Here is a 13,513-nt window from a genome sequence, read left to right as displayed (position 1 = left end):
CTTCTTAATATTGGAAGTATATGAACGGTGAATATGTTGAGTTGACCATGCACAATATAGAAACAGCAAAGAGAGCAAGCAGCATTATCTCGCGCACGATAAAATATGCCTGCGAATTTTCATATTTGCGCAGAAATTCCTGCACAGATCCGCGTCCTAGCACAGTCGCCCCTACAATGCCGATTACAACTAACACAAGCAAGCGGCAATCCAAGAAATACTCCCATGTGAAGTTGACGGACGGATATGTAATATGTCCAATGGCAATCAGCACCCAGTTCCAGAAATCCTTAATATGGTGGAACCTGAAAAGTTCCCAGCAGATCAGCGTGACGAACATCGAGAACAGCCATTTCAGCACATCAGGCGTTTTCTGATAGAAGCGTTTATTTTCTGCAACACGCTCAATAATAACCATAATGCCGTTGATGCTTCCCCACAATATATAAGTCCAGTTTGCCCCATGCCATATACCTGTCAGAGCAAAGACTATAGCCAAGTTCAGCAAAGTCCTGTTCTTACTTACGCGGCTGCCGCCAAGCGGAATATAGACATATTCCTTGAACCACGTCCCGAGAGAAATGTGCCATCTGCGCCAAAACTCGCTGATTGACCTGGAACGATACGGGAAGTTAAAGTTCTCCTTAAAATCGAAGCCGGTTATTTTCGCCAGTCCGATTGCGATATCAGAGTACCCGGCAAAATCGTAGTATATTTGGAGCATATAGAGCAGAGCGCTGAGCCAAGCGGTCGGGCAATCTATGCCGTAAGCACCGGAACGCTCTATTTCACTGATATAAAGCCCGAACATGTCGGCAAGAATCAGCTTCTTTGCAAAGCCTATGATTATTCTATTCACGCCGTCGACACAGTTGTCAATGCTGATTACTCGTTTAGGAAATTCTCCTACAAAATCGCGCCATAGCACGATAGGCCCGGACACAACTTTCGGGAAAAACGTTATATATAGTGCGCAGTCTATCAAGCTGCCAGGCTTTGCCTTGAGAGTGTGAACAGAACTCTGTAAGTTAGCAACCAGGCCACCCTGCTATGGTAGACTTGCCTAGGAGGGCGATTTATTATGGCACGAGTCAGCAAACAGCAGAGTTCTTCTTCAGATGAGCCTAAGAAAACCAGACGTCAGCACCGTTCCGAGATGAGCCCGGAAAAGCGCGAGTTCCTCCGCAATTTCGTCGGTATGTACGATATTAAGACGGCGGCGGATCTCCAGGATGCCGTCAAAGACCTTCTCGGAGACACCATCGAGGATATGCTCGAAGAGGAAATGAACGAGCACTTGGGCTACGAGAAGTATAAACATTCAGACAACCCCGACAGCCGTAACGGATACAAATCAAAGGAAATCATGAGCAGCGCTGGCAGCATCACTATAGACGTTCCTCAGGATCGAGACTCAGCCTTTGAACCAAATGTTGTGAAGAAGGGACAGAAGGATATCAACGCCATCGAGCAGAAGATAATCGCCATGTACGCACGAGGAATGACGACACGCAATATTTCCGACACTATCATGGATATATACGGCTTTGAGGTGTCAGAGGGATTCATTTCAGACGTTACTGATAAGCTTCTGCCTAAGATACAGGAATGGCAGTCACGTCCGCTCGAAGATGTATATCCGGTAGTCTTCATCGACGCCATCCACTATGCAGTGAGAGATGAAGTCGGAGTCCGCAGGAAGGCCGCGTATATTGTTCTCGGCATATCTGCGAGCGGACACAAAGACGTTCTTGGCATTTACATTGGAGGGAACGAGAGCGCCAAATACTGGTTGTCCGTACTTAATGAGCTCAAGAACCGAGGCGTCAAAGACATCCTCATTGTCTGCGCCGACGGCCTTACCGGTATCAAAGACGCCATAGAGGCGGCCTTCCCGCAGACCGAATATCAAAGATGCATTGTACATCAAGTCAGGAACACGCTGAAATATGTAAGCGACAAAGACCGCAAGGCGTTCGCGAACGACCTCCGCAGGATATACGGCGCACCCAGCGAAGAACTCGCCCTTGGCGAGCTTGACCGAGCCGCTGAGAAATGGCAGCAGAAATATCCTAACTCGATGAAATCGTGGTACAAGAACTGGGACGCCATATCTCCAATCTTCAAATTTTCGTCAGAGACAAGACGCGTCATATATACGACGAACGCCATAGAGAGCCTGAATTCCATATACCGGCGTCTGAACAGCCAGCGCAGTTCATTTCCCGGAGACCAGTCTTTACTCAAGGCGCTGTACCTCGCCACAATGGAAGCCACGAAGAAATGGAGGCTTCCAATACGCGACTGGGGGAAAATATACGGAGAACTGTCGATAATGTACGAGGGGAGGCTGCCTGAGTAGCCGTGACTTCATGCTAAAAAACGATACCGGTGTCAAATTGAGAAATTGACGCTTAGCGGCCTATACCCTATAGTAGAAACGTGACGGCGTCTGGCGAAAAGACGCCGCCACATCAAAATCAACTGCCACAGCAGCGGCAGTCTTGGATAACTTACAGAAAGAACTTCACAGGCTCTTTGCCTTTCCTGTAAAAACATCCGATAGGTATGAAATCGCGGAAAAAGTAATGAAAGATATCCCCAACGGCGCAAGAATCGTTTTATCTTTCATACCTAACCCGAAGAGCGCATTTAAATTGTCTATCGTAAAATTGAAATACTTATAATAGAAAAGTGCGGACAGTGTAAGCAACAGTCCTATGATATAAGCTACCTTTGTCTTATCAAAACGTAGGATGCGTCGTTGATTTCCATCTGGCCGACAGTCCGCAATTAACAAATATTGAACTTTAGTGCCCCTCCCCATCAAAAATGTCAGCAAATATACTATGGCAATGTAACCACACAGTTTATGAATATTATCAAAACAGGCCCAGCCATAAAACCCAAGGCTGAGCACAATTAAAATACAGTCGCTTATCCTGCATTTGCGCAAGACGGCGAACATGCTCAGCCTCTCCAGTTTATACGCTGCAAGATATATGAACATGCTTATCGGCAGAAAGATGAATAAGAAAATTGTTGTTGTGAATACCACAGTTTTTCTCTCCCCTTAATTAATTAATTCTTTCTTTAATTTACGTTTTACAACATTGCAAAGCTTTCACGGAATTTATTAATATGTTGATTTACGTCGTCCGTAACACAAAAGCATATATACATTGTTCATGTTATACACGAACTTATTACTATATAGCTCCATAATAATCGTCTAGATATGTCATGTTATTTTTCGTATTATTGTAAAAATATATTTAAATTCCCATGTGTTCATATAACACAATATAAATATAATATTTGTGACTATTCCGCAAATAATCAATTTTGCAGCCAATTCATATACACCCTTATATGTTATAAAGTTGCATAGTATATAAATAATGACGGCACACATAAGTGTAATGGTTGTATAAATAATATATTTTATGAAATATGTCTGCATAGAAGTACAAAAGCCATATTTATACACAATATATGGTTCGATCCAGAAACAAGTTGCCATAGTACTTATCACTGTTCCGGCCATAATACCGCAAACACCGAATTTTATTCCAAGCGTAATTGAGAAAAAAAGATTTATAATGATCTCAAATACAGGCTTGTACCTATCATACCAGAATAACCCCATCGCCTCCCTTGCCGTAAGGCATGGTTGGCGCATGCCAGATATATAGAACACAAGCACTATCCAAAAAACTGTTGTTTTAGGGAAAAGGTATTTTTCTCCCAACCATACGGTAATAAACGGATTCACTAAATTAAAGAAACAGATTGAACAAAAACCAAATATCCACGCACCTGCAAAATTCATGACATAAAAAACATCAAGCTTTTGTTGTGCGGTCCCCTGCGCATTAAGATTACCGAAACTTGCAGATACCGATTGAAAAATCTGACCTGTGATACTACTAAGAGCAGTTCTAATCAGCATATAGTTTGAGTATATTGCTACGGTACTTAGTCCTACAAGTTTTGAGATTAAAATATTATCAGTGGCAAATACCATAGCACCACCGATACGATGAAAAAACATAGCGCATACATTTTTCTTTATTTCTGCCTTTACATTTTTATTCAGTGGTAAAATGTCTTTTTCTTTTATATATGGGAACGTGCGTTCGGCTTTTTTTGAAAGTGAAAAATTTTCAAGTAGTGTGTTAACCGCTTGTAAAAGCAGATATAGAATAAAATTCTGCGTTATATATAAAATAAGTATTTGTTCTATATTCAGTAAAACCATAAATGCATAGTGGTATGCGATTACAATATATTGTTGCTGATTTGCTATAATAAGAGAGCGCTTATAGGTAAAAAAATATGAAATTGCAGTATTTATGACAAAAATCAGATATATAAGCCTGATATTAGGTATATCAGGCAATTCTTTAATAAATAGATCTAAAAAAGGAGCAAGAGAAGCTCCAGCCGCAAGGATGAATATCCCTACAGCGCAATAAACATTTTTATACAACCGCATTAAAGATTTGATTTCATCTATATTGCTATCTGCAATAGGCTTATATAGACTATATATAATAGCCGAGCCTATTCCTAACTCGGCCAAGGAAAGCATAGATAATATATTAGAAAACAAACCGTTGAGACCTAAATACTCAATTGGCAAGAATAAAACGAAAACCTTACGAGATATAATATTGATGATAATACCTAAGAATTGCCCAAATAAAGCAACTTTCATATTGCGAATAGTATTAGAGATACGTCCCATTCATAACCCCTTATTTTATAGCCAATTTGCTATAGAGATTTCTGATTATATTAATAGAAGCAATATAATTGATTAACGCTAAAGAGTATAAAAGCAAGCTAGCTTTTCCCAATTTAAGGATAAATATTAATATATTAGTATATATATTTAATTTAGTTGTAGGACGACTATAATAAATATATCTCTTAATTTTTTTATTTTTTAGTAAACATTGTATTAGTTTATATGAATTTTTCCTGTTATATTGCCTTGCCATTAGTCTGAGGCTAGGTATTAGTAACAAGGCTATATATTGATTAGAAAAATTCTCGAGTTCGAAAAAATCGGGCAAAGAAGTCTTAAAATATTCCTCTCTTATTTTGGAAACTCTTAAATGATCAAAAAATGATTTTTTGCTAATTACACTTGTCAGCGATTCTGTATTATAAAAATAGTTATAAACAACAGAATCTAACAACATAGCCTTATTAATTCTCTGATAATATCGGATATTAAATATACTATCCTCTGAATATGATATCGTTTTAGGGAAATATATATCGTTTTCTTTTATAATTTTATTGCTGTATAATTTACCACATGCACCTCCTAGAATGATATCGAAATGCATATCCCAACATAGTTGCGCTAGTTGTCCTGATGAGACACAACTTAAGTTGAATTTACGCTCGTACAGGCAGCATGTATTCGTAACACGCCGGTAAGATCCACAAACTAAGTCATATCCGCAGCGCATATTGGTATATAGAATTTCCAATGCATTAGGGTCAAGATAATCATCACCATCAACAAAAAGGACATATTCACCTTTCGAATTGTCTAGGCCAACATTTCTCGCAGCAGATACGCCTCGGTTCGATTGGTGAAATATCCTAACTCTTTTATCATATGTATAATTTTCACCTATCAGTACAGAATTATCACATGAACCGTCGTTGATTAGAATTAATTCAAAATCGTCAAAAGTCTGATGCAGAATACTTTCAATACAACGACTAAGGAATTGTTCCATATTATAGAATGGTACAATAACGCTAATTGCAGGGTGATTAATGATCGTCATTATATCTTTCTTCATTAGAATTTTTCCCTTTTGGGTTATTTAACAAACAGATTTTCAACATTATATATAAAACATTATATATAAATTAAATATGTTGTTTAAGACAAAATTCCTGCCAACGCCACGCATCAATACACATATCGGCAAGCGTTTTTCGGGATGACCAGCCTAATAATCTGGCAGCCTTCTTTACATCTGCGTAACATTCAGGTACATCACCAGCACGTCGCGGTGCAAAAATAAATGGTATTTTTATGCCAGTCGAGAGCTCAAAAGTTTTTATTACTTCGAGTACGCTATATCCCTTGCCTGTCCCTAAATTAAAGATTTCGGTATTGCCATGATTACGATGTCCCAATAAATACTCTAAGGCCGAAATATGTCCTTGAGCTAAATCCATTACATGAATATAATCACGCACACATGTACCGTCCCTAGTAGGATAATTATTGCCAAATACATGAAGGATATTGCGTATTCCAGCTGCTGTTTGTGTTATATATGGCATTAAATTATTGGGAACGCCATTAGGACGCTCTCCAATCAAACCACTTTCATGAGCCCCGATAGGATTAAAATACCTTAAAATTACGACTGACATGTTCGACGAAACATTCGCTGTATCCGTAAGGATATGTTCAATAAAATATTTAGACCAGCCATATGGGTTTATACAATGTCCAGTTGGTGCCGATTCTGGTATCGGTATAATCGGAGATTGCCCATAGACTGTTGCAGAAGAGCTGAATATCAGATGATTTACATGATACTCGTTCATTGTTTCAAGCAATGACAATGTAGAATCGATGTTATTCCGATAGTATTTAACAGGATGCTGTACGGATTCACCTATAGCTTTATAACCGGCGAAGTGGATGACAGCTTCTATCGGATTACATATAAAAATTTGCGCTAAGGCATCCTTATCAGTAACATCGATATTATATACTTGAAAAACTTTCCCTGTTATTTGGCCGATGAAGCGAATGACATCCGGCGTACTATTATAAAAATTATCTGCGATTACAACATCATAACCATTGTTCAGCAATAGCGTCGCTGTATGAGATCCTATATACCCGGCTCCGCCTGTAAGCAATATCATGACAACTTCACCCCATGGACATCTGATGCATTGTTTTTCCACAAATGTACAATTCCAGAAGATATTAACAGTGCATAACCAAAACATATAATAAAAGGACAAATGAACTGTAATTGTAGTACGAATAAAAACGGCTGCATTGCCTGCGCTCTTGGCATATACAGGATGCCGTCTATCGTTAATAATACAAGACTAAGTTTTATAAGATTATATTGTGAAAAATTAAAGGCACGTACGCAAAAAATCCCGAGTAATACACAATATATAATAATACCTATATATCCGTAATCTACAAATACTTCCAAAAAACCGGAAGACCCGCATCCATGCCCTTGTAAATAGGCATCGCCCAATAGCAGATAAGATAAGTGATGAGCCATACTGTTGCCCATTTCTCCACGCATTAAATTATTACCAACGCCTAGGCCGTTATTCCCCCACAGTATTTGTCCTATGACGCCATAATGTAAATAATCTATAAATCCGCCAAAAGTATACGATACGGTATTTTGAGGCAAGGATTCGTAAACTCCAAGTCCGGAGCAGAACCACGCAAACGATACTCCCTGCTTATAAAATAAATCAAGAATCACATTGAAAAAGCTATCAATACTATAAAAAACACCGTCACGCAGATAGTTATAGAGCCCTAAAAAGAAAAGTCCTAACGGCACAAAAATAATCAACAAAATTCTCTCTATTTTTCCGAACCACATTTTGCTGTGCCCATGCAAGTCGCGTAAAATATAATAAATTAAAGAAAACATCAAGGCGGCAACAAAGTCACTGCGAGCCCCAACTATAAGAGTCGGAATAGTAGACAAGACATAAAACGCCAATACAATAAACGCATATTTTTTAGAAGGTAATGTAGCTAGAAAGAAACACATGCAATATCGTGTGAAGGATGCTATAACATAAACGAAATACGGTAAGTGACTTCGATATAAAATATAATAATCTGTATAAGAATGCGTCTGTCTGAATTGAATTTGTTCATATCCTAGGATAAAAGAGAATACTAATGATATGCAATATATAACTAGCGATATAAATCTAACGCTGTAAACAAATTTATATGACTTACCAATATGCCATATATTATCGCGTACTTCATTAATGCCACCGATCACCGTGCCGCAAAATAGGAAAAACAACGCCACGCATAACAGTACCAGCCCAGTCCATACATCGGCCTTGGAACAATAACTATTCTTTACAACACTTACAAAATCATTGCCTATACAATAATCTATAACTGGCCGAAATAATAGAAAGATGCCGATAGTAATATTGAGAAACAAAAAAATGACGCGTTTATTGATGCTCCGTACTGCATATATCATATTATTGCTCCACATCATGACAGAACACAATAAAAGCAACAGATAATTTCCCAAAAGTAGCGAGATACAAAAAAACAGAGATGCCAATATTAGACATATATTTTGCATAATTACAGCCATTGCGCCATGCCACCTGATTCTTCTAATTTTATGTAGTCTTAACCAAGTTATATATTTTTTTCAGATAATTGTTCGATCAGCATTTTCCAACGATCCAGAATCATTGATTGACTGAATTTATCAATGCCGTCATAAGAATGCGACGACATATTTACACGAACATCCTCATGTGTTGCAAGGTACTTAATCTTCTGCGCCATGTTGTCTATGTCAAACGGCGTTATCAGATAACCGTTTACATTATTGGCAATAATTTCACTTGGACCTGTTATAACGTCAAAAGCAACAGACGGCAGTTTATATGCTTTTGCTTCAAGTAATACCAAAGGCAAGCCCTCCCTATATGAAGTAAGGACTATTAACGATGCACTGCCATATATTGTTTCTATATCATTAGAACAACCTTTTAATAATAATTGCTTGTCCAATCCAGACTCTTTTATATTCTTGCAGATGTCGTCATGTAATGGGCCGTCTCCATAAATATGCCATTCCCAATCAGGCAAAAATGGCAACGTTTTTTGAGCCACTTTAACTAATAAATCAAATCCTTTCTCTGGAGCTAAACGCCCAACTGTAATAATAACTTTAGATTGTCTATGATATTGTCGGCTGTTATCTATTAGATTATTATCAATCCAGTTATATATATAAGTAATTTTACTTTTCTTTATATGCAATAGATTGATATAAATATACATAGAATATTTTGTAAGTACTACTATTCTATCGGCCAACACAGCACTATAAAAACGAATCAACAATTCCTTTTTGTTGCTTTGCTTTGTAAAGCTCGAATGATCACAATATATGTACGTAGCCTTTGTTTTAAATTTCGTTAGAATAGATATACTTGCTGCATATTCTCCCATCATAAAAACAATATCAATTTCATGTTCATTGATATATTCTATGATTTGTTTATATACACTATAAAAACATTTTCGAAGCCTTTGAGATCTTCCAAATGGCAACAAGTAAGTGAAAGATGTACCTTTCGGCCATAAATATGGTGTATTATCTGTCTGATGTTGGATACTCATTATATATACATCATAGAATGGTGACAAAGATGATGCTAACTTATTTGTAACGCTTTGAGCCCCTCCTATGATTGACATATCCATATTAATAAAACATATCTTCATAATAGAATTCAAACCTAATCAATTCAGTCACGGCTCAATATTTTAATAGTACGCTCTAGTCCGTCTTTCATGCTATACATTGCCTTCCATCCTAAAGTTGCCAGTTTGTCCGTATCTAGAATTGCCGTTTGCGCCTTTGAATACCCTCTCGCTTCCATAACGTTAGGGATCTCGAACCGGACCTCCTTGCCGTTCTGCTGTGCAAGAAATGCAGCAATATCTTTTAAGCGCACGTGTGTATCAGGGCCAGCTACGTTATAGGCTTCACCATCTGCACCAATTAGCAATATATACATGAGGGCCGAACTCTGAGATAGCGCGTAACAATAAGAAAAGAGCTGTTCGCCTGTGCTTTTTAAAACAATATCTTCATGATTAATCGCTTTTTTTATAAATTGAGATAAGGCCTTGCTGTCCGTCATCCTCATTGTCGGCCCATATACGCGGCTTATTCTTGGAATAACGATGTTCATGCCATATGCAGCTCTATACGCTTGACATAATGCTTCCCCCGCGCGTTTGCCTTCTGGATAACCAGCGCGCAATGTATTGCAATCTATATAGCCGCAGTAATTTTCAGAAAAACTCTCAGTGTCGCCTCTATTCTCTCCGTATATCTCCACGGACGATAAAAACATGACTCTTCTGGCAGAAATTTTTCTGGCATATTCTAAAACATGATAGGTACCTATAATGTTCGTCATAATAGTACCGATTGGATCAGACGAATACGCCAGTGGGTGAGTATTGCTTGCACAATGAAGGATATAATCAAAACTAATATTTGCGTTTATTCCATTATTGACATCATTTACAAAAACATGAAAATTTTTTGATCCTATGTAATCCCGGAATCGCGTTATAGCTTGATTTTTATCTCGAACCATGATCCACAAGTCAATGCATGCATTACTGCGCTCGTTCAACGCCATGATGGTATCAGCTATAACCGTCCCAATCATACCTGTAGCTCCAATGATGCATACCTTTGCGCCATCAAGAGCGTTCCACTGAATATTAAGTTTTAAGATATTGTCTATATCCTCAGTATAAAGAGGATGCGTACTGAACATTGTTAGTCTCCTATTTCTGCATATTTTGGAATGCCTTGAATAATTCAAGGTCGTCTCTTGTCGTAATTTTGATATTCTTATCTGAGCCAATAGCGAAATATAAGGTTTCTCCAAGGTCAACCATCATTGTATTTGTATAAGACGAGCCATATATTCCTATTTTTTCGGAAAAAGCCTTTTCATAAGCCCAAAGTAGTTTTCCAAATCGATATGCCTGAGGTGTCGATACTCGGCGCAGCGTTTCTCGTGGAATATATTTATTGGTGCTGTATTCATCGCATTTTATAAATATTTGCTCGTTATATGGTAGAGAAGTGACGGCATTGCCATATTTTTGACAAGTTACTATCACATCTGACAATACCGCGTCGTCGACCATTGGACGTATGCCGTCATGTATAATTACAATATCATCATCTTTACAATAATTCTTAAGATTATAGACACCATTTCTGATTGATTCCTGTCCTGTATTACCGCCAGGAACAATCCAGCTAAGTTTTGCAATTCCGTACTGCTGAGCATACTTGCTAAGAAGATCTGTCCATCCGTCGAGGCATACAACCATTATCTTATCTATGCTAGGGTGTTTTTGAAACACTTCAAGTGTATATATTAAAATCGGCTTGCCATTGACGTTTATAAACTGTTTAGGAATTTCGTAGTTCATTCGAGCGCCAACACCGCCAGCTAAAATCAAAGCTACATTCATACTAAGAGCCTCTCTTTATAGTCAAATATTTGTGTTTGAACTTGGTGTACAAAAATAAATTCCCTTATAACGCTCATAGCCATGGACCAAATCCATGAAGACACAGTCGTGCTGCGCCCGTCGTTTTTCTTCTGGCGGAAGCTTCATATAATCCCCGAATGCAATGTGCAGATATTTGTCGTATCCAATTGGCACAGGAAGCGTTATATTCTCAAACGGCATATATTTTGCCTTATCAAATATAGTTTTAGGGTATTTATTCCTCATATAGTGCGGCCCAGCACATAATTCAGTTATACAATTACACTTTGATATAGAATATTTCGACATTTGTTTTTCTGCATATTTCCATATTTTGTATTTATATTTCTGAGATGGAACTATGCACAGCAACAGCGTCGCAATAAACCGCATTAAAGTACCGTGTGCTCGTGGAATCTGCTGTGTACAAAAAAGTGAGTAAACCATTGCCCAAAAATACTGCGATATGCGTGCAAAAGTCCCATCTGGGCATCCGTCAAGAGGAAATACGTCAAGAGCGACGCCATGAGGAATATCCAAATGCTGCTGATATGGTTTTACCTGTGTAGTGCTACAGTCACGAATAGTGATAAATTGATTGGCGTCAAAAAAATTTATGGATTGTTTACATATACGATATCGTGAATTATCTGCATATTTATTCCAGAGAGGATACAATTTCTCATAATCTTCTCTAGGAAGGAAAAAATCCAGATCGTCATCCCATGGGATAAATCCATGATGACGAACGGCTCCGATACAGCCGCCGCCAGCCAAATAGCAAAGTAGCCCATGCTCGTTACAGAATGAGACAAAGTACTGCGCCATAAACAGATTGATTTGTTGCAAGTTTTTAAGTTCGTTTGATGTATAATTTGCCATTATAAATGTTAGCCTTTTATAAAATTTATAGGATACTATGTAAGTTTACAACTGATTATTTTCATCCAAACTTCATTTAATTTATCTGTATCAAATAATTGCGCTGCCTTTAGAGACCGTATTTTGTATTCTGACAATTTTTCGCTAGATAAATTACAAAAATATTCAATTCCTTTTGCATAGTCATCAACAGAACCGGCTTTTACAACTATTCCACATCCGTATTTTGTGATTATTGGATATTTACCTTCATCTATATTGGCAATAACAGGATTGCCAGCCGCTAGATATTCAAATAATTTATTTGAGCTATTCCCATATTTTTGTGTAGATGATGGTTTTAAATTTAAAATATTAAGACTACTTTTTGAAAGGACATATGGAATATATTTTTTCTCTATATTTCCCTTAAATACAACATTAGAAATTTTTTCATCTTCACAACGTTTTTTTAATATTTCTCTATCGGGGCCATCTCCATAAATAATGAATCTTATTTTATCCATGTATCCATCTGCATTTAGACGTTTAGCGCAAGATACGATAGTCCCTATATCATTAGCTGTTCTTATGCTTCCACAATACATGACACGAAATTTGTCATCCTGAAGATCTGCGTCATCGATCTTAACCTTCATCATATTCTCATAAAATTCTTTTAAATTCACGCCTATATTAATATAATGAAATTTGTTGTGTGGTATTTGTTTATCCCAGCCTTTATCTACAATATAATCGTAAGCACCTTCCCACGTGAAAACTAGCTCATCAGAATGCATATAGAGCCATTTTTCATACATATACATCGCTAAGATAATAGGGTTTCTGGGAGAGAAATCTGCGTATTCTACTATTGATAATGGCCATAAATCAACTATGCTCGTAATGTATGGTACTTTCAGTTTTTTAGCTATTCTATAACCAGCAAGACATGCCAGTGGCTGTGGCATAGCGGCAATAATAATGTCTGGTTTTTTAAACTCATTATAGCTTTTCATCAAATTTAGATAAAAATCTATAAAACTTAGACATTCACCCTTCATGCTTTTATATGAGCGAGTATAGATATACACAAAAGGAACATCATCTACTATCTGCTCTTTGTATTTTCCTCTATCTGTAATAAAGTTAATATCTGTGTTATGGAGCGCACTTCCAGCAAATACTAAGGCATCATACCCATGCTCACGTAAATACTTTGCTAGGCTGTAATCAGGAATTCTTGGACAATAAGATGGACCTCCAGCAAAATAGCTAATAATCCACACCATAGGTTTTTTCATAGTACTTACC

Annotated in this window: 12 protein-coding genes; 1 reads left to right on the top strand and 11 read right to left on the bottom strand. The window is 37.5% G+C overall.

What is annotated here, in order from left to right; all coding sequences use genetic code 11:
* Positions 1 to 4: 4 nt before the first annotated feature.
* Positions 5 to 1,039: an MBOAT family O-acyltransferase gene (locus ABGT66_RS07485; protein WP_346690455.1), complete on the bottom strand. Its 1,035-nt coding sequence runs from the start codon at positions 1,037 to 1,039 to the stop codon at positions 5 to 7.
* 117 nt (positions 1,040 to 1,156) lie between these two features.
* On the opposite strand from ABGT66_RS07485, the gene ABGT66_RS07480 reads away from it, so the two are divergent.
* Positions 1,157 to 2,362 (top strand): IS256 family transposase, encoded by a 1,206-nt coding sequence (locus ABGT66_RS07480; protein WP_346690454.1) that lies wholly within the window; start codon positions 1,157 to 1,159, stop codon positions 2,360 to 2,362.
* Positions 2,363 to 2,527: 165 nt separating this feature from the next.
* On the opposite strand, the gene ABGT66_RS07475 is transcribed toward ABGT66_RS07480, so the two are convergent.
* The 10 genes from ABGT66_RS07475 to ABGT66_RS07430 all read right to left on the bottom strand — a co-directional run bounded on the left by ABGT66_RS07475 (position 2,528) and on the right by ABGT66_RS07430 (position 13,503).
* The gene (locus ABGT66_RS07475; protein ID WP_346689871.1) at positions 2,528 to 3,058 is read right to left on the bottom strand and encodes a hypothetical protein; all 531 of its coding nucleotides are present in this window, start codon (positions 3,056 to 3,058) and stop codon (positions 2,528 to 2,530) included.
* Between the two features lie 183 nt (positions 3,059 to 3,241).
* The gene (locus ABGT66_RS07470) at positions 3,242 to 4,750 is read right to left on the bottom strand and encodes a hypothetical protein (protein ID WP_346689869.1); all 1,509 of its coding nucleotides are present in this window, start codon (positions 4,748 to 4,750) and stop codon (positions 3,242 to 3,244) included.
* A 10-nt stretch (positions 4,751 to 4,760) separates the two neighbouring features.
* Positions 4,761 to 5,828: a glycosyltransferase family 2 protein gene (locus ABGT66_RS07465; protein WP_346689868.1), complete on the bottom strand. Its 1,068-nt coding sequence runs from the start codon at positions 5,826 to 5,828 to the stop codon at positions 4,761 to 4,763.
* 70 nt (positions 5,829 to 5,898) lie between these two features.
* Complete coding sequence (galE, locus tag ABGT66_RS07460) at positions 5,899 to 6,918, bottom strand: UDP-glucose 4-epimerase GalE (RefSeq protein ID WP_346689866.1); 1,020 nt, start codon at positions 6,916 to 6,918, stop codon at positions 5,899 to 5,901.
* Complete coding sequence (locus ABGT66_RS07455) at positions 6,915 to 8,384, bottom strand: O-antigen polysaccharide polymerase Wzy family protein (protein ID WP_346689864.1); 1,470 nt, start codon at positions 8,382 to 8,384, stop codon at positions 6,915 to 6,917. The genes galE and ABGT66_RS07455 overlap by 4 nt, the downstream gene beginning before the upstream one ends.
* A gap of 47 nt (positions 8,385 to 8,431) precedes the next feature.
* Entirely contained in the window at positions 8,432 to 9,532 is a 1,101-nt protein-coding gene (locus tag ABGT66_RS07450) for a glycosyltransferase (RefSeq protein WP_346689862.1), read from the bottom strand.
* Between the two features lie 23 nt (positions 9,533 to 9,555).
* Positions 9,556 to 10,605 (bottom strand): NAD-dependent epimerase/dehydratase family protein, encoded by a 1,050-nt coding sequence (locus ABGT66_RS07445; RefSeq protein ID WP_346689861.1) that lies wholly within the window; start codon positions 10,603 to 10,605, stop codon positions 9,556 to 9,558.
* Positions 10,606 to 10,615: 10 nt separating this feature from the next.
* Positions 10,616 to 11,317 carry an IspD/TarI family cytidylyltransferase gene (locus tag ABGT66_RS07440; RefSeq protein WP_346689859.1) on the bottom strand — a complete coding sequence of 234 codons (702 nt, stop codon included), beginning with the start codon at positions 11,315 to 11,317 and terminating at the stop codon, positions 10,616 to 10,618.
* A gap of 21 nt (positions 11,318 to 11,338) precedes the next feature.
* Positions 11,339 to 12,220 (bottom strand): LicD family protein, encoded by an 882-nt coding sequence (locus ABGT66_RS07435; protein ID WP_346689858.1) that lies wholly within the window; start codon positions 12,218 to 12,220, stop codon positions 11,339 to 11,341.
* Between the two features lie 35 nt (positions 12,221 to 12,255).
* On the bottom strand, positions 12,256 to 13,503 hold the full coding sequence (locus tag ABGT66_RS07430) for a glycosyltransferase family 4 protein (RefSeq protein WP_346689856.1): 1,248 nt from the start codon (positions 13,501 to 13,503) through the stop codon (positions 12,256 to 12,258).
* Between the last annotated feature and the right edge of the window lie 10 nt (positions 13,504 to 13,513).

Source organism: uncultured Cloacibacillus sp. (assembly GCF_963926575.1).
GTDB classification, from domain to species: domain Bacteria; phylum Synergistota; class Synergistia; order Synergistales; family Synergistaceae; genus Caccocola; species Caccocola faecigallinarum.
Note: the sequence above shows the minus strand (reverse complement) of the source record. Positions and strands in the feature narration are given on the sequence as shown.